At 72.0% G+C, this 18,463-nt stretch carries 16 protein-coding genes; 9 read left to right on the top strand and 7 right to left on the bottom strand.

Going from position 1 to position 18,463, the window contains the following annotated elements:
• Positions 1–7 precede the first annotated feature (7 nt).
• From ACZ3KP_RS05195 to ACZ3KP_RS05185, 3 genes are read left to right on the top strand one after another with little or no spacing between them, the layout of a single operon-like run.
• Positions 8–964 (top strand): carbohydrate ABC transporter permease, encoded by a 957-nt coding sequence (locus ACZ3KP_RS05195; RefSeq protein WP_467496482.1) that lies wholly within the window; start codon positions 8–10, stop codon positions 962–964.
• A complete protein-coding gene (locus ACZ3KP_RS05190; RefSeq protein WP_467496480.1) occupies positions 961–1,779 on the top strand; it encodes a carbohydrate ABC transporter permease in 819 nt (272 codons plus the stop codon). Before ACZ3KP_RS05195 ends, ACZ3KP_RS05190 begins: the two co-directional genes overlap by 4 nt.
• Before the next feature lie 7 nt (positions 1,780–1,786).
• A complete protein-coding gene (locus ACZ3KP_RS05185) occupies positions 1,787–4,159 on the top strand; it encodes a beta-xylosidase/alpha-l-arabinosidase (protein ID WP_467496478.1) in 2,373 nt (790 codons plus the stop codon).
• 145 nt (positions 4,160–4,304) lie between these two features.
• On the opposite strand, the gene ACZ3KP_RS05180 is transcribed toward ACZ3KP_RS05185, so the two are convergent.
• Positions 4,305–5,309 carry a ferritin-like domain-containing protein gene (locus ACZ3KP_RS05180; RefSeq protein ID WP_467496477.1) on the bottom strand — a complete coding sequence of 335 codons (1,005 nt, stop codon included), beginning with the start codon at positions 5,307–5,309 and terminating at the stop codon, positions 4,305–4,307.
• Positions 5,310–5,426: 117 nt separating this feature from the next.
• Positions 5,427–6,050 carry a TetR/AcrR family transcriptional regulator gene (locus ACZ3KP_RS05175; protein WP_467496475.1) on the bottom strand — a complete coding sequence of 208 codons (624 nt, stop codon included), beginning with the start codon at positions 6,048–6,050 and terminating at the stop codon, positions 5,427–5,429.
• Positions 6,051–6,117: 67 nt separating this feature from the next.
• On the opposite strand from ACZ3KP_RS05175, the gene ACZ3KP_RS05170 reads away from it, so the two are divergent.
• Positions 6,118–7,476, top strand: a complete 1,359-nt coding sequence (locus ACZ3KP_RS05170; protein WP_467496787.1) for an NAD-dependent succinate-semialdehyde dehydrogenase — start codon at positions 6,118–6,120, stop codon at positions 7,474–7,476.
• A gap of 109 nt (positions 7,477–7,585) precedes the next feature.
• On the opposite strand, the gene ACZ3KP_RS05165 is transcribed toward ACZ3KP_RS05170, so the two are convergent.
• The 4 genes from ACZ3KP_RS05165 to ACZ3KP_RS05150 form a co-directional block, all read right to left on the bottom strand.
• Positions 7,586–7,939 (bottom strand): VWA-like domain-containing protein, encoded by a 354-nt coding sequence (locus ACZ3KP_RS05165; protein ID WP_467496473.1) that lies wholly within the window; start codon positions 7,937–7,939, stop codon positions 7,586–7,588.
• Between the two features lie 80 nt (positions 7,940–8,019).
• Positions 8,020–10,035 (bottom strand): discoidin domain-containing protein, encoded by a 2,016-nt coding sequence (locus tag ACZ3KP_RS05160; protein WP_467496785.1) that lies wholly within the window; start codon positions 10,033–10,035, stop codon positions 8,020–8,022.
• 173 nt (positions 10,036–10,208) lie between these two features.
• Positions 10,209–11,687 (bottom strand): glutamate-cysteine ligase family protein, encoded by a 1,479-nt coding sequence (locus ACZ3KP_RS05155; RefSeq protein ID WP_467496471.1) that lies wholly within the window; start codon positions 11,685–11,687, stop codon positions 10,209–10,211.
• A 145-nt stretch (positions 11,688–11,832) separates the two neighbouring features.
• Positions 11,833–13,347 carry a PucR family transcriptional regulator gene (locus ACZ3KP_RS05150; RefSeq protein WP_467496469.1) on the bottom strand — a complete coding sequence of 505 codons (1,515 nt, stop codon included), beginning with the start codon at positions 13,345–13,347 and terminating at the stop codon, positions 11,833–11,835.
• A 150-nt stretch (positions 13,348–13,497) separates the two neighbouring features.
• On the opposite strand from ACZ3KP_RS05150, the gene speB reads away from it, so the two are divergent.
• From speB to ACZ3KP_RS05130, 4 genes are read left to right on the top strand one after another with little or no spacing between them, the layout of a single operon-like run.
• Entirely contained in the window at positions 13,498–14,466 is a 969-nt protein-coding gene (gene speB, locus ACZ3KP_RS05145) for an agmatinase (protein WP_467496467.1), read from the top strand.
• Complete coding sequence (locus tag ACZ3KP_RS05140; RefSeq protein ID WP_467496465.1) at positions 14,463–16,031, top strand: purine-cytosine permease family protein; 1,569 nt, start codon at positions 14,463–14,465, stop codon at positions 16,029–16,031. Before speB ends, ACZ3KP_RS05140 begins: the two co-directional genes overlap by 4 nt.
• Positions 16,032–16,036: 5 nt before the next feature.
• Entirely contained in the window at positions 16,037–16,690 is a 654-nt protein-coding gene (locus tag ACZ3KP_RS05135) for a cyclase family protein (RefSeq protein ID WP_467496463.1), read from the top strand.
• A complete protein-coding gene (locus tag ACZ3KP_RS05130) occupies positions 16,687–17,085 on the top strand; it encodes a YybH family protein (RefSeq protein ID WP_467496461.1) in 399 nt (132 codons plus the stop codon). Before ACZ3KP_RS05135 ends, ACZ3KP_RS05130 begins: the two co-directional genes overlap by 4 nt.
• Positions 17,086–17,118: 33 nt before the next feature.
• Here ACZ3KP_RS05130 and ACZ3KP_RS05125 read toward each other — a convergent pair whose 3' ends face one another.
• Positions 17,119–17,340 carry an alpha-L-rhamnosidase C-terminal domain-containing protein gene (locus ACZ3KP_RS05125; protein ID WP_467496459.1) on the bottom strand — a complete coding sequence of 74 codons (222 nt, stop codon included), beginning with the start codon at positions 17,338–17,340 and terminating at the stop codon, positions 17,119–17,121.
• Positions 17,341–17,784: 444 nt separating this feature from the next.
• Between ACZ3KP_RS05125 and ACZ3KP_RS05120 the strand changes: the two genes are divergently transcribed.
• Positions 17,785–18,423 carry a hypothetical protein gene (locus ACZ3KP_RS05120; RefSeq protein ID WP_467496457.1) on the top strand — a complete coding sequence of 213 codons (639 nt, stop codon included), beginning with the start codon at positions 17,785–17,787 and terminating at the stop codon, positions 18,421–18,423.
• Positions 18,424–18,463: the final 40 nt, after the last annotated feature.

Raw genomic sequence — 18,463 nt, 5'->3', positions numbered from 1 at the left:
ACGGCTCATGACTACACAGATCACGAGCACCCCGTCCGCCGCCAGGTCCCTCGAGGCGGCCCGGCGGCGGGCGGGCGGCTCGTCAACGGCCAACGTGGCGCGACCCGGCTTCGGCTGGGCACTTCCCGCCGCCCTGTTCTTCGCTGTCTTCGCGATCATTCCGCTGATCATGGTCGCTGTGCTGTCCTTCACGACCTGGAACGGGCTCGGGTCGCCGCAGTTCGTCGGCATGGACAACTGGTCACGTCTTCTGGACGACCCCGTGATGCTCAAGAGCATCTGGGTGACCCTGCTCCTGACCGTTCTCGGCATTCTCATCCAGACACCGCTCAGCATTCTCCTCGGCGTCTGGGCCGCCGGCTACCAGCGCAACCGCGCCGTGCTGTCCGTCATCTACTTCATCCCCCTGCTGCTGTCCGGCACCGCCGTCTCCGTCCTCTGGCGGGCCCTGCTCGACCCCAACTTCGGGATCCCCGCCGACGCCGGCTGGCTGTTCGGTGACGGGAACCTGTTCGGCAAGCAGACCACGGCCATCGGGGTCCTGGCCTTCGTCAGCACCTGGCAGTTCACCCCCTTCCACACCCTGATCTACCAGGGTGCGGCACGGGCCGTCCCGCAGGTGCTCTACCAGGCCGCGGAGATCGACGGGGCGGGCCGCTACCGGCAGTTCTTCCACATCACGCTGCCGCAGCTGCGCAACTCGATGATCACCTCGATGATTCTGATGACCGTCGGCGGTCTGACCACCTTCGAGACCGTCCTCATCCTCACGCAGGGCGGACCCGGCACCGACACCACCATCAGCGCCTATTACATGTACGAGAAGGCCTTCAAGGAGTTCGATTTCGGCGCCGGTGCCGCCGTCGCCCTCGCTCTGGTCGTGGCCTCCACCGTCATCTCGCTCGTCGTCGTCCGCGTGTCGGGCTACGACAAGATGCGCAGCACCATGGAGGGCGTGTCATGAGGCGCCGCGCCAACTACGTCGCCGGCGTCGGCTCCGCCGTCTGGCTGTTCCTCGTCGGACTGCCGCTGTACGTCATGATCGCCGCGACACTGCGCACGCGCGGCGACTACGCGTCGAACGGTCCGGTGTCGGTACCCCACACCTTCACCTTCGACAACTACCTGGGCGCGTTCGACACCGGCTTCGGCCGGTACTTCCTCAACACGATCGCCGTCACGGCGGCCGTAGTGGGCCTGGTGCTGGTCCTGGTTCCGCCGCTCGCGTACGCCATCGTCCGCAGCCGCTCCAAGGTGACCTCACTGGTCTTCCGTCTGTTCCTGCTCGGACTCGCCATTCCGGCCCAGGCCGTCATCGTGCCGATGTTCTACCTCATCAGCAAAGCAGGCCTGTACGACAACCTGCTGGGCGTCATCCTGCCGACAGCGGCGTTCTGCTTGCCGATGTCGGCCCTGATCCTCAGCGGCACCATGCGGGACATCTCTCCCGAACTCTTCGAGGCCATGGCGGTGGACGGAGCGACTCCACGGCGCATGTTCTTCCAGCTGGTCGTACCGCTCTCGCGCGGCGGCCTCTCCACGATCACCGTGTTCTCGGCGCTCCAGGCATGGAACGGGTTCCTCTTCCCGCTGGTGCTGACCCAGTCCGACTCGACCAAGGTGATCACGCTGGGTCTTTACAACTTCCAGACCGAACACGGCATCGACATCCCCGGTCTTCTCGGGGCCGTGATGCTGTCCATGGTGCCCGTCCTGCTCGTCTACCTGTTCGCCCGTCGCGCCCTGGTCCAGGGCCTGATGGGCGTCGGAGGAAAGTGACCGCCACGTGGCTGTAGAGACCTCCCACCCGACCCCCGTGTGGAACGACCCGTCCCGCCCCCTCGCCACCAGAGTGGCGGCCCTGATCGAGGCAATGACCCTGGAGGAGAAGACAGCTCAGCTGTACGGCGTGTGGGTCGGCGCCTCCGCCCAGGGCGACGAGGTGGCTCCCCACCAGCACGACATGGAGGAAGCGGTCGATCTCGAGGCGTTGATGCCCACCGGACTGGGTCAGCTGACCCGGCCCTTCGGCACCGCACCCGTCGACCCCGCCCTCGGGGCTCTCTCCCTGCAACGCACCCAGGCCCGCATCGTCTCGGCGAACCGCTTCGGAATCCCCGCTCTCGCGCACGAGGAATGCCTCGCCGGCTTCGCGGCCTGGGGGGCCACCGCCTACCCCGTCCCGCTGTCCTGGGGCGCCACGTTCGACCCCGGGGCGGTACGCCGTATGGCCGCGGCCATCGGTCGTGACATGCGCTCCGTCGGTATCCACCAGGGCCTCGCGCCGGTCCTCGACGTGGTGCGCGACGCCCGCTGGGGACGCGTGGAGGAGACGATCGGCGAGGACCCGTACCTCGTGGCCACCATCGGGACGGCCTACGTGCAGGGACTGGAGTCGGCGGGAATCATCGCCACCCTCAAGCACTTCGTCGGCTACTCCGCGTCCCGCGCGGGACGCAACCTCGCTCCCGCCTCGATCGGGCCCCGCGAACGCGCCGACGTCCTGCTGCCCCCGTTCGAGATGGCCGTCCGGGAGGGCGGCGCCCGCGCCGTCATGCACGCCTACAACGACAACGACGGTGTACCCGCCGCCGCCGACCGGCAGTTGCTGACCGGCCTGCTTCGTGACACCTGGGGCTTCGACGGGACGGTCGTCGCCGACTACTTCGGCATCGCCTTCCTGAAGACCCTCCACGGTGTGGCGGCGGACTGGGCCGACGCCGCGCACACCGCCCTCACGGCGGGCGTCGACGTCGAACTGCCCAGCGTCAAGACCTTCGGTGAACCACTCGTCCAGGCCGTCAAGGACGGCCGGATCCCAGAGTCCCTCATCGACGGTGCCCTCAGCCGGGTACTCCGTCAAAAGGCCCAGCTCGGCATGTTGGACCCCGACTGGGATCCCGTGCCGGCCGCCTTGCGCGGCACCGATCCCGACGACCCGGAGGCCCTGCGCGGCAAGGTCGACCTGGATCCTCCCGCGAACCGCGAACTGGCACGTGAGCTGGCCGAGAAGGCCGTGGTCCTGCTCAGCAACAACGACGGCGTACTGCCTCTCGCCACGCCGCGCAGGATCGCCCTCGTCGGCCCCAACGCGACGGAGGCCACAGCCGTACTGGGCTGCTACTCCTTCCCCATGCACGTCGGCGTTCAGCACCCGACCGTCCCCGTCGGCATCGACCTGCCCACCCTCCAGGACGCCCTGACAGCCGAGTTCCCGGACGCGGCCATCACCGTCGCCCGCGGCACGGGCATCGACGACGGCGACCTCTCCGGGATCGAGGCGGCGGTGGACACGGCCCGGAACGCGGACATCGTCATCGCCGTCCTGGGCGACCGCGCGGGCCTGTTCGGCCGTGGCACCAGCGGCGAGGGCTGCGACACGGAATCACTCACCCTGCCCGGCGCCCAGCAGCAACTCCTCGACGCACTGCTCGACTCCGGTCGTCCGGTCGTCACCGTCCTCCTCGCAGGCCGCCCCTACGCTCTCGGCCGTGCGGTGGACGAATCCGCGGCGATCGTCCAGTCGTTCTTCCCGGGAGTAGAAGGCACCCGGGCGATCGCCGGCGTACTCAGCGGCCGGACCAACCCCTCCGGCCGCCTGCCCGTCAGCGTGCCCCGCAGCCCCGGAGCCCAGCCGACCACCTATCTCGGCGCCCGCCTGGCCCAGGTCAGTGACGTCTCCAACATCGACCCGACCCCGGCATTCGGCTTCGGTCACGGCCTCAGTTACACGACCTTCACCTGGAGCGATCTCACGGTTCGAACCCAGCAGGCCTCGACCGGGGGCGAGTTCACCATCGCCTTCACCCTCCGCAACTCGGGCGAGCGGACCGGGACCGAAGTCGTTCAGCTCTACCTCCACGACCCGACGGCCTCCGTCGTCCAGCCGGTGCAGCGCCTGGTCGGCTACAGCAGGGTGTCCCTCGCGCCGGGCGAAGCCCGTCGTATCGACATCACCGTTCCGGCCGACGTCGCGTCCTTCACCGGTCGCGACGGTCACCGCATCGTCGAACCGGGCGACCTGGAACTCCGCCTGGCGTCGTCGAGCACGACCGCGCACCTGACGACAACGGTCACCCTCACCGGCCCCGTCCGCACCGTGGACGGGACCCGCCGATTCCACGCCACCTTCGCCCAGCAGGGCCGCCACGAGGAGTAGTCGGAGACCGCGACGCCGGAGCATCGACCCGGCGCGTCCGAGGGTCACTGCCCTACGGTGACCGACGCGCCGCGGCCAGGGCCGGCGGATCGCTCGGCCGGAGTTTCCGGCCGAGCGATCCGACAACGCCTGGGCGAACCGGCGTTCACGATGGACCCACGGTCGCGCTGAGGCCGGCCCGGCGTGCCGAGGCGCCGGTACCGGCCGACAGCTGCTGCATCACACAGGGCGGCCCGTGCGGGCTACGGTTCGACGCCCCTGGCTCCGGGGACCGCCGCACCGCGCGCCAGCCGCGTTCGATCGCCTGCGGGGTCCAGGAACCGGCGGCGAGCAGCACCAGGTCGTCGAACACCTCCGCGTTCAGGCCGGCGGTGCGCGTCAGGACCTCGTGGCGGCGTTCCACGGCGGCCCGCAGCCTGCCGCTCAGTCGGGGTTCCACGGTGCTGCGGTGTTCGAGGTGGCCGAGCCCGAACGCGACGTGCCGCGCCTCGTCCTGGCGGACGAGCCCTCTGATGCGGTGCGTGACGGGGTCGGGGGCGTGACGCTCCAGGAACGCCGGCAGGTTGAGGAAGCTGCCTTCACCGAGGACGGAGAGCAGGAAGGACGCGATGGAGAAGTCCGGCTCTGTCATCAGGGTCGCCAGCGAGGCCCGGCCGCCCACCGAGGAGGTTCCCATCCGGCCGCCCTTGAGCACCGCCCGCCGGGCGAAGACCTCCACGTGCCGGGCCTCGTCGGCGGCCTGGACGGCAAGCAGTTGCAGCACCTCCCGGAAGTGCGGGTGCACCTGGGTCAGCAGCCGTCCGGGGATCACCAGGGCGGCCTGTTCGTTCTCCACCAGGTAGGTCATCACCTGCACGACGGCCCGCTCCACGTCGTCGGGCAGCGTGAAGAGCGTCTGCCACGGGATCGCGGTGTGCGGGTCCCACTGCGCGGCGGTCGCCTGGCGGTACAGGCGTGGTGCCAGATCCGTCCGGACGGTGTCGCGGTCGGCTACGGCGAAGTGCGTCTCGGGTCCGCCGGCCTCGACGAGCGCGCCGCGCGCGGCCGGCCCCCAGTGTGCCGCGGCGTGCTCGGCCACACCGTCCGCCCCGGCGTCTCCGGCCCGTTCGGCACCGTCCCGGCGGGCCTCCACCGCGCTGCCCCGGTGCACGTGGGCGCGGACCGGGGCTTCCTCGGGGGGGGCGCCGCTGTGACCGTGTGGCCTTGACGGCGGCACCAGACCGCGAGATGGGAGAGCAGTTCCGGGTGCGTGCCCGACACGGCGGCCTCAGCCGGTGAGCAACGCGCCCCGTGGCAGGCCGAGTTCGGCCTCGGCGACGGTGCGTGGCATGTCCGCGGTGGTCGTCCTGCGGTGGTCGGCTGTGGTGTTCACGTACGCGCTGGCGCCGTCGATGGCGACGAGCACGCGGGTGGCGGCGGCCCAGGGATCCGCGCAGGCGAAGACCCCGGCCGCCGCCCCCGCGGCGATGAGCTCCGCCAGGCGCCGGCACCACCGCAGCTCCTGCTTCACGACGTGCTCGCGCAGCGCCGGACGGTAGCGCGAGAGGTGCCGTGCGTTCAGCCAGAGCTTGCTGACGTCGTGGAACTCGGCGCTCGACGTGAGCCCGAAGAACCTCCGGAAGGTGTCCATGGGGGCGTCCGGCCGCGGCGGCAGCAGACCGTCGAGCTCCGCCATGGTGGCGTGGGTGAACGCCTCGGCCACCAGTTCGTCCGCGGCCGGGAAATAGTGGCCGACGAGTCCGGGCCGGACCCCCAGTTCGTCGGCGACCCGGCGCAGAGTGATGCACTCCAGGCCCTCGACGAGGCCGATCCGCGCCGCCGTGGCGACGATTTCCTGACGGCGCTCGGCGGGTGCCTTCCGGACGCGCTTGCCCGGGGCTCTTGACGTCATGCGGTGAATATTATTGAGTGGGCGACCAATAAGGCAATTGGTTACATGCCCAATAAGTGTCCCGTACATCCCCGCCGCATCTGGAGACACCATGTACGCCGTCACCGACCCGACCACCGGCGAGGTCGTCGCGACCTACCCGACCGCCACCGACGCCGAGGTCGCCGCGGCCGTCGACGCCGCCCACGCCGCCGGCGCGTGGGGCCGGTCCACCTCCGTGGCCGAGCGCGCCGCGCTGCTGCGCCGCCTCGGCGACCTGCACGCCGAGCACGCCGCCGAACTCGCGGCGAGCATCGTGCGGGAGATGGGCAAGCCGGTCGCCGAGGCGGAGGGCGAGATCGGCTTCTGCGTCGACATCTACCACTACTACGCCGACCACGCCGAGGAGTTCCTGGCCGACGAGCCGCTCCACGTCACCTCCGGCCCGGGCACCGCGGTCGTACGGCGCGGTCCGGTGGGGGTGCTGCTCGGCATCATGCCGTGGAACTTCCCGGCCTACCAGGTCGCCCGGTTCGCGGCCCCCAACCTGGCCGTCGGCAACACCCTCGTCCTCAAGCACGCCCCGCAGTGTCCCGGTACGGCGGCGCTGCTGGAGCGGCTGTTCACCGAGGCGGGCTTCCCGGCGGGCGCGTACGTCAACGTGTACGCCACCAACGAGCAGGTCGCCGACGTGATCGCCGACCCCCGGGTGCAGGGCGTCTCGCTCACCGGCTCCGAGCGGGCCGGGGCCGCGGTCGCCGAGATCGCCGGACGGCACCTGAAGAAGGTGGTCCTGGAGCTCGGCGGCTCGGACCCGTTCGTGGTGCTGTCCACCGACGACCTGGACGCCGTCGTCGAGGCCGCGGTGGCCGCCCGGCTCGACAACACCGGCCAGGCGTGCAACGCCGCCAAGCGGTTCGTGGTCGTGGCGGACCTGTACGACGCGTTCGTCGCGAAGTTCACGGCCCGGCTGCTGGAGTCCGCCACCGGTGCGCCGCTCTCCTCGGCGGCCGCCGCCGAGACCCTCGCCCGGCAGGTCGGTGAGGCCGTGGCGCAGGGCGCCACCCTGCACGGCTCCGGCGAGCGGCGGGGCGCCTTCTTCCCGGCGGGTGTGCTCACCGGGCTGACCACGGAGCACGCGGCGGCCCGCCAGGAGCTGTTCGGACCGGTCGCGATGGTCTTCCCGGCCGCCGACGAGGACGACGCGGTGCGCATCGCCAACGACACTCCGTACGGCCTCGGTTCCTACGTCTTCACCACCGACCCCGAGCAGGCCGCGCGGGTCGCCGACCGCATCGAGGCAGGCATGGTCTTCGTGAACGGTGTCGGAGCCGAGGGTGCCGAGCTGCCCTTCGGCGGGGTGAAGCGCTCCGGCTTCGGCCGGGAACTCGGCCGTCTCGGCATCGAGGAGTTCACCAACAAGAAGCTGATCCGCACGGTGGCCTGACCGCCCCAGCCGGACTCCGGGACCCGGGCCACGCCGGTACGGCTGCCCCGGGCACCCGGCCCCCCGCGTCGGCCCGGGGACCTCCGGAGCCCCGGACCGCGCCCATCAGTCAGCCCGGGACGCGTACCGTCTCCACCAAGTTCGGTGGTTCGGGGGCGTCGGGGCCGATCAGGGCCGCGACGACGCGGCAGGGCGGGGTGTAGTCGGGCCAGGGGGTGTACCCGTCGGTCAGCACGACGACGATGCTCGGGCGGTGCTGGGCCGCCAGTGCCGCCTCGATACCGACCCGCATGTCGGTGCCGCCCCCGCCGCCCAGCATGATCTGCTCGGTCGCCGTCACCCGGGAGACGGCGTGCACGTCGGCGTCGCACGCGAGCACGCGGACGCGGTTGCCGCGGATGCCCACCTCGCGCAGGACGCCCGTCACCTCCGCGAGGGCGGCGCCCAGTTCGGCCTCCCCCATGTGCTCGTGTGATCGCCGCTTCCGTCAGCTGCCGGCGCCGCTCGGCCGACGGCATGCGTGCCATCCCGTTCACTCCCGCCTCAGGCGCTGTGGACCCCGACCTCGTACAGCGAGTATCCCCAGCCCGTGCCGCGGCCGAGACCGTGGACCCGCACGTAGCGAGCCGGGGCCCCGGCGAACCGGGCGGTGTCCAGGCCGCCGTCGCCGCTCGTGGTGGACCAGGCGGTCCCCCAGTGCGTGCCGTCGGTGGAGAGTTCGATGCGGTACGCCTTGCCGTACGCGCGCTCCCAGGCCAGCGTCACCCGGGACACCAGGTGGGTGGAGCCCAGGTCGACCTGCCACCACTGGTCGTCGCTCCAGTCGCCGGCCCAGCGGGTGGTGCCGTCGCCGTCGGCTGCGCGGCCCGGCTGGTAGCTGGTGAACGGGTTCGACTCGGACGAACTGGCCGTCGCCGGCCGCCCCTCGGCGAGGTTCACCGAGGCCTGGTGCCGCTCGGTGGCCGCCCAGGTGTCCAGGTAGGACTCGGCGCCGCGGAACAGGTCGTTCACCACGTCCTGGCCGCCGATCCGCCGGATGTCCTCGATCCAGTCGGGGATCATCCCGGCGTGGGCCGCGCCGTCGGTGTTGATGTCGAAGGTACGGTCACCTGAGGTCTGCCGGTCGATGACGGAGCCCCCGTCGACGCTCCTGAAGGGGTACGTCACCTTGTTCGGGGCGTCCGCGCCGCGCGGGGCGGGGTGGTCGCCGATGCCGTTGAAGTCCGTGCCGAAGCCGTAGCCCACGCCGTACTCGGCGCGCAGCGCCTTGGTGCGTGCGGCCTCCGCGACGAAGCCCTCGGAGCCGTGCATGTACTGGGCGACGAAACCGTCGAGGGAGTAGACCCGCTCGGTCCAGTCCAGGTCCATCCAGCTGTGCGAGGAGATCACGCCGGGGTAGGAGGCCGATTCCAGGATGTCGAGGGCCTGGCCGACGGCCTTGACGCCCATGTGGTCGATCTCCAGCATCATCTTGCGCTTCATCATGCCGCGTACGGCGTACTCGCCGAGTGCGGTGAGGCCGCGCTTGTTGCACCGGGCGTCCGAGGAGTACGCGGGGACGTCCACCCCCGCCGGCAGGTCCGACTCCGCCGCCGAGGAGGCGCTCCCGATGGGGTTGTCGTGTTGCGGGCCGGTGCACTTCTCCGTCTGCCAGAAGGTGCCCGTCGACAGGAACTGGCCCACGTTGATGGCCGTGCCGAGGCCGCCGGAGTCGAAGCGGACGCCGCACAGCGCGTTGTCGAACTTGTGGCACAGGAACATCGAGCGGACGCCGAGCGCGTAGAGCTCGTCGAGGCCCTTGTCGATGTCCTCCTTGCCGCACTGCGGGATGTCGAGGACCTGTTTGCAGCCGAAGGGTTCGGAGGTCTCGACCCCGAGGACGACGGCGAGTTTGCCCTCCTCGACGACCTGCCGCGCCTGGGCGCTGTCGGTGACGATCCGGAACCAGCCCTTGCCGGTGCCGCCGTACATCCTGTCGATGTACGCCTGGAGCGCGTAGGTCATCCTCGCCTGGAGCCGGATCGACGTCATCTCGTCGCAGCCGCGGTCCTTGAAGGGGTGGATCGCGCAGATCACGCCGTTGGTGACGAGGTCGTTGACCAGTACCCGCTGTCCGCCGCGCCAGGCCCGCTCCACCCAGGCGTAGTAGTCGGCCTGGTGGGTCATCGAGTCGTACGCGGGCCAGTCCTTGAAGGTCGGCCAGCCGGCCGGGTCGTGCCTGCCGTCGCCGCCGTGGGTGATGTAGTCGAAGAGCGCCAGGGTGCCGTCGGGGTAGTGCTCGGGGCAGTCCTTGAGGGCGTCGGCGACGCCGGCCTCGGAGAAGACCTTGCCGCAGATGAGCCGGCCGCCGAAGGCCTCGTTGCCGAAGAGGTGGTTGTGGGCGTCGACGAACCCGCGTACCTTTCCGGCCGGGTCGGTGCCGGTGAACGGCTCGCCGGTGACGCCGATCCCGACGTCCGGGGCGGGGCGCGCGGTGGGCGTCCACCAGTCACCGCCCGCCGCCGAGCTCGGGGTGGGCCCGAGGGCCATGGCCAGTACCAGCAGCAGCAACGACAGCATGGTGGCGGTCCTGCGGCTGCGGTACGAGCGTCGGGTGGGCGGCACGGCTCACGTCCTCGGGTCGGCGGAGGCGCGGTTGGCGAACCCTTGGGTTTGTCATGAACCGCGCAATACCTGGACCGAGGATCGGGCCGGGTGCCTGCCGAGTCAAGTGTCCGGGACGCTTGACCCGATCACTCCACCGGCCAGGTGTGCGCGGCCGCGTTCAGGTGCATGTAGTCCATGTAGGTGGTGGTCATCCGGCGCAGGGCCTCCTGGCGGTCATGGACGCCGGCCCTCTCCAGGTGGTGGACCGTCTCCGCCTGCCACAGGGCGCCGTTGCGTCCGTCGACGCAGCGCCGTTCGATGATGCCCAGCATGGGTTCGCGCCAGGAGGCGTCCAGGCCGGCCAGTTCCAGACCCCGGTGCGCCAGTGGCAGCAGGCGCCTGAGCACCAGCTCGGTGACGGGCACTTCGCCCGCCCCCGGCCAGTACAGCCGCGCGTCGATGCCGTCGCGGGCGGCCGTGTGCAGGTTCTCCTCGGCGACGGCGAAGGACATCCGCGACCACACCGGGCGGTCCTCGTCCACGAGGGCCCGGGTCAGGCCGTAGTAGAGGGCCGCGTTGGCGAGGATGTCGGCCACGGTGGGGCCGGCGGGCAGGACGCGGTTCTCGATGCGCAGGTGCGGGCCGCTGTCGGTGACGGCGTAGACGGGGCGGTTCCAGCGGTAGATCGTGCCGTTGTGCAGGGTGAGTTCGCCCAGCTGCGGCACCCCGCCGGCGTCCAGGGTCCGCTGCGGGTCCTCGTCGTCGCACAGCGGCAGGAGCGCCGGGAAGTAGCGCACGTTCTCCTCGAACAGGTCGAAGACGCTGGTGATCCACCGTTCGCCGAACCACACCCGGGGCCGTACGCCCTGGGCCTTGATCTCCTCGGGACGGGTGTCCGTGGCCTGTTCGAACAACGGGACACGGGTCTCGCGCCACAGTTCCCTCCCGAAGAGGTAGGGCGAGTTGGCGGCGAGGGCGACCTGGACCCCGGCGACGGCCTGGGCCGCGTTCCAGTAGTCCGCGAAGTCCCTGGGGGCCACCTGAAGGTGGAACTGGGTACTGGTGCAGGCGGCCTCGGGCGTGATCGCGTCGGCGTACATCGCGAGACGCTCCACACCGTCCACCCTGATCCGCAGGTCCTCGCCGCGGGCCGCGAAGATCTGCTCGTTCAGCAACCGGTAGCGCGGATCACCGGACAGGGACGTCTCGTCCACGTCCGACTCCCGCAGCGTCGGCAGGATCCCGATCATGATGAGGTGGGCGCCCACCGTCGCGGCGCGCCGCTCGGCGTGGTTGAGCGCGTCCCGGATCGTCTGCTCCCAGGCGCCGGGGCCGCCGGAGGTCAGCAGCCGGGGCGGGATGTCGATCTCCAGGTTGAACCGGCCCAGCTCGCTCGACCACGCCGGGTCGGCGATCGCGCTCAGCACCTCGGTGTTGCGCATCGCCGGAAGCCCGTCGTCGTCCACGAGGTTCAGCTCGATCTCCATGCCCACCTGGGGGCGCTCGCTCTCGAAACCCGAGCCGCGCAGCATCTGCGCCAGTACGTCGAGGCAGGCGTGCATCTTCTCGCGGTACCGGCGCCGGTCCTCCCGCGTGAACACCCGGGCCGGCACGTCACGTCCCATCGGGCCCTCCGCAGTCCCCTCGGCGGACGCTTCCCGTCCCAGCGTCGCACCTCACCGGCGTCCCGGACACTCGTAGGCTCCCCCGGCCGGAGGCTCGGGGAGCGTGCACGGCGTCGCGCGGCAGGCGGGACTTTCGCAACACGCCCTACGGCCCCTCGGCCGCCACGCCCAGTTCGGTCGCCGCGCGCACGGCGAACCAGACCTCGGTGAAGGCGGCGGTGGTGGCCAGGTCCCGGCCGGTCACCTCGCCGAAGCGGCGCAGCCGGTAGGAGAGGGTGTTGGGGTGGATGTGCAGGGCCGCGGCGGCGTCCTCGGTGCGGCGGTCGCGTTCCATCCAGGTACGGACGGAGACCAGCAGCTGTGACCCGTGCGCCGCGTCGTAGCGCAGCGCCTCGCCGAGGACCTGCTCGACCAGCGCGGCCAGCAGCCGGCGGTCCTCCGGGAGCCAGCGCCCGGTGGCGTCCTCTCCGTAGTGGACGAGTGGCTTGCCCGCCTCCTCGGCGCGTCCGGCCGCCCACTCCGCCTCCTGCCTGGCGACCCGCAGCGGCTCCCCGACGGCGAAGGGCCGGCTGACTCCGCACACCACGCCGGGCAGGCCGGCCAGCGCCTCGGTGAAGCCGGGTTCGGCCAGGACCAGCCGGTCCTCGCCGCGACGCAGGGTCAGGTGGGGGTGGTCGGAGAGGGCGACGCCCACTTCCTCGTCCGAGGTGGCCGCACCCGGTGGCGCGTCCGGGGTGCGCCGGACCACGGCGAGGACGACCGGCCGCCGCGTGTCCAGCCCGTGGTGGGCCAGCCGGCGCTGGGCGCCGGCCGGGTCGAGAGTGTCCTGGAGCAGCTCGGCCAGGGTCTCCGCCCCCTCTCGGCGGAGCACCTCGCGTTCCTGGCGGACCATCGCGAGCCGCAGGGCGGCCACGGTGGCCAGGTGCTGGACGACGGCCAGTCCGGCGGGGCGGGCGCCGGCCTGTTCCAGGGCGACCAGGTAGCCGGCGGCTCCGCCCGGGCCGAGGACGGGCAGGACGAAGCCGCCGGGCACGGTCGGCGGGGCGTCCGGATGCGCCGGGAGCACCGAGAGGTCGGCGGGCACCGCGACCCCGGGCAGCAGGGGCCGTCCCTGGGTGGTGCACAGGAAGATCCGGTAGCCGCTGAGCTGTTCCAGACGGTCGAAGAGCGCGGGGGTGTCCAGGTTCTCCTCGGCCATCCAGCGCAGCGCGCCGAAGACCTGGAGCTGGGCGCCGAGCCGCTCGGCGGACTTCTCGCTGACGGCGGCGGCGACCTCCTGCGCGATCGTCACGAAGGGGACCGCGAGGGGCACCTCCAGGACCGGGAAACCGCGTTCCTCTGCCGCGGTGAGGAAGGCCTGCCGCAGCGGAGGGGTGCGCAGCTGGGTACTGAGCACCAGCGCCGCGACGCCCGCGTCGTCGAGCCGCTCCAGGTAGCGCCGCTGGGCCTCGCCGGCGCGCGGCACGGCGAGCCCGACGGTCATGATCACCTCCGAGCCGTGCAGCCAGGGCGTCGGGTCCTCCAGCTCGCTGACGTGCGCCCAGGAGACCGTACGGCCGAGGCCGCCGCCGCCCGCGAGCAGGCGCATCTGCAGCGCGGGGAAGGAGAGCAGGTCGCCGACGGTCAGGACGGAACGCGACGCGGCTTTGTGGTCGGACACAAGACAACTGTAGTTCTTAGTGCGGTCAACAATTGACCCTGCGCTTCGGCCGTCCGCAGACTGAGGCATCCCCCGTCGGCGGAACCACTCCCTCCGCCCCGGGATCCGCCCATCCGGCGGTGCACGCCCCACTCGACAGGAAGGTGCCCGATGAAGACCCAGCCCCGTGGACCCGTGGATTCCTCCCGTGTTCCGCGCTACGCGGGACCGGCGACCTTCGCCCGGCTGCCGCGTCTCGACGAGGTGGAGCGGGCGGACGTCGCCGTCGTCGGAGTCCCCTTCGACACCGGCGTCTCCTACCGGCCCGGCGCTCGTTTCGCCCCGGCGGCGGTGCGCGAGGCGTCCCGGCTGCTGCGCCCGTACCACCCGGCACTGGACGTGTCGCCGTTCGCCGCGGCGCAGGTCGCCGACGGCGGTGACATCCCGGTGAACCCCTTCGACATCAACGAGGCGATCGAGACCGTCCAGGCCGAGGCCGGCCGGCTCCAGGCCGACGGGACGAGGCTGGTCACCATCGGCGGCGACCACACGATCGCGCTGCCGCTGCTGCGCGCGGTCGCCGAGCGGCACGGCCCGGTCGCGGTGCTGCACTTCGACGCGCACCTCGACACCTGGGACACCTACTTCGGCGCCGAGTACACCCACGGCACCCCGTTCCGGCGCGCCGTCGAGGAGGGCATCGTCGACACCGAGGCGCTCAGCCACGTCGGCACCCGCGGCCCCCTGTACGGCAAGCGGGACCTGGAGGAGGACCGCCGTCTCGGCTTCGGCATCGTCACCTCCTCCGACGTGCTGCGCCGTGGCGTCGACGAGACCGTGGACGCGCTGCGGCAGCGCATCGGCGACCGGCCGCTGTACGTGTCCGTCGACATCGACGTCCTCGACCCGGCGCACGCCCCCGGCACCGGCACCCCGGAGGCCGGCGGCATGACCTCGCGCGAGCTGCTGGAGATCCTGCGCGGCCTGGCCGGACTGAACCTGGTCGGCGGCGACGTCGTGGAGGTCGCCCCCGCCTACGACCACGCCGACATCACCTCCTTCGCGGCGTCCCACGTCGCCTACGACCTGATCAGCCTGTTGACCCTGGACTCCGCCCGCCCCTGCGAGGAGCAGACATGACCACCAGCCCCCAGGCGGAGCAGCACGACGCTCCGGCGCTGACCGAGATCGAGACGTACGGGGTGGAGCGCATCCCGGACGCCGACCGCACCGCCCGGCCGCTGGACCTGTTCCGGGTGGCCTTCGGCGGTGCGAACACCTTCGCCACCTGCGTGCTGGGCGCCTTCCCGATCCTGTTCGGGCTGTCCTTCTGGCAGGGCCTGGCGGCCACCGGGCTCGGGCTCGCCGTCGGCGCGCTGATCCTGGCGCCGCTGGCCGTGTTCGGACCGCTGAACGGCACCAACAACTCGGTGTCCTCCTCCGCCCACCTGGGCGTGCACGGCCGGGTCGTCGGCTCCTTCCTCTCCCTGCTGACGGCGGTCGCCTTCTTCTCCATCTCCGTGTGGTCCTCCGGCGACGCCCTCGTGGGCGGCGCGCACCGGATGTTCCACCTGCCGACCGACGAGGGCGTGTACGCGCTCGCGTACGGGCTGTTCGCGGCACTGGTGCTGACGGTGTGCGTCTACGGCTTCCGGTTCATGCTCTTCGTGAACAAGATCGCGGTCGCCGCCGCCTCGCTGCTCTTCGTCCTCGGCCTGTTCGCGTTCGGGGGCGACTTCGACCCCGGCTACCGGGGCAGCTTCCACTCGCTGAGCACACCCGGCTTCTGGCCCGCGTTCATCGGCTCCGCGCTGATCGTGCTGTCCAACCCGGTCTCGTTCGGGGCCTTCCTCGGCGACTGGGCCCGCTACATCCCCGCCGACACCCCGCGCCGCCGGGTGATGGGCGCGGCCTTCCTCTCCCAGATCGCGACGATCCTGCCGTTCTTCTTCGGCCTGGCGACCGCCTCGATCATCGCCGCGAAGGCGGGGAACTTCCTCGACCCGAGCGCTCCGGACTACGTGGGCGGTCTGCTGGCCGTCTCGCCGTCCTGGTACTTCCTGCCGGTCTGCCTGCTCGCGCTGATCGGCGGCATGTCCACCGGAACCACCTCGCTCTACGGCACCGGCCTCGACTTCGCCAGCGTCTTCCCGCGGTTCAGCCGCGTGCAGGCCACCGTGTTCATCGGCGTCCTGTCGATCTCCTTCATCTTCGTCGGCCGTTTCGCCGCCAACCTGACCCAGTCCATCTCCACCTTCGCGACGCTGATCATCGTGTGCACCGCGCCGTGGATGGTCATCATGACCCTGGGCTTCCTGACCCGTCGTGGCTGGTACGACCCCGAGTCGCTGCAGGTCTTCAACCGACGTCAGCGGGGCGGACGGTACTGGTTCTCGCACGGCTGGAACTGGCGCGGCATGGCCGCCTGGCTGGCCTCCGCGCTGCTCGCGGTCCAGTTCGTGAACCTGCCCGGTCAGTTCGTGGGCGCCCTGGGCGACCTCGCGGGCGGCGTGGACATCTCCCTGCCGGTCGGTCTCGGCCTGGCCGCGGTCAGCTACCTCGCGCTGCTGTGGCTCTTCCCCGAGCCCCGCGCCGTCTTCGGCCCCGAGGGGCCGCGGCTGGTGCGTGCCGTCGACACCCCGGTGCCGCCGATCACCGCCGCCGACGGCGCGCCCGTCGGCGAGCCCCAGCCGGCCGAGGTGTGAGCGGGGTGCGGCTGATCGACCTGTCCGTGCCCCTGCGCACCGGCATGCCGGTCTACCCGGGGGACCCGCAGGTGGACATCCGGCCCGCGCTCACCGCGGCCGAGGACGGCGTCAACGTCCTCCACCTGCGGTTGGGTTCGCAGTCCGGCACGCACGTGGACGCCCCCTCCCACATCGAGGACGGCCTGCCCGCGCTGGACCAGCTGCCCCTGGACCGTTTCGACGGTCCCGCCCATGTGGTCGACCTGCGGGGCCTGCCGCCCCGGACGGCCGTCGGAGCGGACCTGCTCGCCGACGTGCCCGAGGACCGGATCGTGCTCCTCGCCACCTGCTGGTCCGCCCACTGGGGCACCGACGCCTACCACGACCACCCCTACCTGACCCCGGAGGCCGCCGAGCTGCTCGTCGCCCGCGGGGTGCGCACCGTCGGCATCGACGCGCTCAGCGTCGACCCCACTCCCGGCGAGACCCTGCCCGCCCACCGCGTCCTGTGCGGCGCGGGCGCCGTCATCGTCGAGAACCTCACCAACCTGGCCGAGGTCCTCGACGCGCAGCGGGCCGGCCACGCCGTCCACGTCAGCCTCTTCCCCCTCCACCTGCCCGGCGCGGACGGCGCACCCGTTCGCGCCGTCGCCCGGATCCCGGAGCAGCAGCCATGAAGAACGACCACGAGGCCGCCCTCGCCGCGGCCGACGCGTTGATCGCCGCCTTCGCCGAGGGCCGCACCGACGACTACTTCGACGCCTTCTCGGCCGACGCCAGCTTCGTCTTCCACACCACCGGCCGGCGTCTGGACTCCACCGAGGAGTACCGCGGCCTGTGGCGCGAGTGGTGCGAGGAGGACGGCTTCCGCGTCCTCGCCTGCGACTCGAAGGACCGCCGGCTCCAGCTCTTCGGCGACACCGCCGTGTTCACCCACTCGGTGACCACCCGCGTCTCCACCCGGGCCGGGGAGGAGACGCTGCGGGAGCGCGAGACCATCGTCCTGCGGCGCACGCGGGACGGCGGCTGGCACGCCGTGCACGAGCACCTGTCGCCCGACCCGGCCGCCTGACCGCCGGCCGCGCTCCCGCCGGCGGGACCCGGGTCAGGACCTGAAGCGGTACGAGCCCGCGCGGGCCCGGTAGACCTTGTAAGGGGCGCCGCCGGAGGTGTCGTCGCGGACGAAGCCGGCCGCCGCGGGCGCGCTGACCGGACGGCCCCGGGTGGGCACCCAGATCTCGGCCTCCGTGTTGGGAGGGACGGTCACCGAGAGGTCGATCCCGCCGTCCGGGCGGCGCCGCCGGTCCGAGGCGACCCTGCCGCGCACGGTGTCGATCGCGGCGCCGACGTCGCCCAGTTCGCCGACGGGTTCCCCGACGAGGCGGCCCGCGGCGGACTGCGTGAGGGTGTCATCCCCGAGAGCGCCGCGATCCTCTTCCAGGCGGTGCTCAACGGGCTCCAGCTGCAGTGGCTCCTCGACCAGGACCTCGACATCGTCGGGCCGGTCACCGACTTCGTCCGGCTGCTGTTCGGGCCGGGCGACGGGGCACCGCGGCCGGACTGAGGCCGCAGGGCACCGTTTTCGAGCCCTGGCGGCGTCCCGACACACGCCCGCGAATGGTGACCGTGTGTCACCGGTGATGCGCGATCGGGCACGAGCGCCTACCGTCGAAGCAACGACCAGCAGGCCCCCAGGCCGCCGGGCGGCCGACGCGGGCTGTGCGACGCGGAACAGGATCACGAGAGCGCCGGGCCACTCAGGGAGACGCGCATGAGTCGCGCCAAACGCAGACGTCACACCGCCCCCCGCCGGGTCACCCCCACGCGCGGCGGCACCGTCCACATCGCCGACGCGAACCGCACCGCCGACACCGCTGACGCCCGGCCGGGCCGCGCGACCGGTTCCTCCCCCGCCGGAGACGAGACCGCGTCACCGGCGACACCGGCCGGACCCGTCCGTGCCGAGTCCTCTGCCGTGGCCGACGTCGGCCACGCCACCAGGGCGCAGGCAGCCGCGGCCGGCGGTCGCGCCCAGCCGACGGCAACCGGTACGGCCCTACGACAGCACGGACGGCGCCCCTCACCGCAGCCGCGGCCACGGACCGTGCGGGCGCGCATATCCGCGGTCGGACGCGGGTCCGTCGCGCGGATGGGTGTCCTGGTCGTCGGCGGCCTCGGCGCGGCCACCGCCGTCGCCTCGACCGTCGCCTGGGGCGTGGCCACGCTCATCGCCCCCGACGCCCTGCCGCGACCGGGCATCTGGCTGACCGTCTCGACGACGGTCATCGTGCTCGAAGTCGTCCTGGGCTCCTGCCTGACGGCCCTGCTCGGCTTCCTGTACAACCTGACCGCCCCGTACGACGGCGGTGTCGAGATCTCGCTCACCGGCGACCAGGGCCAGAGCGACTGAGGGCGTCGCGCACGACGCGGGGTGCGGCCAGGCCCGCGGC

Source organism: Streptomyces sp. NPDC020958, from assembly GCF_055562175.1.
This window is presented reverse-complemented; position numbering and strand designations above follow the sequence as displayed.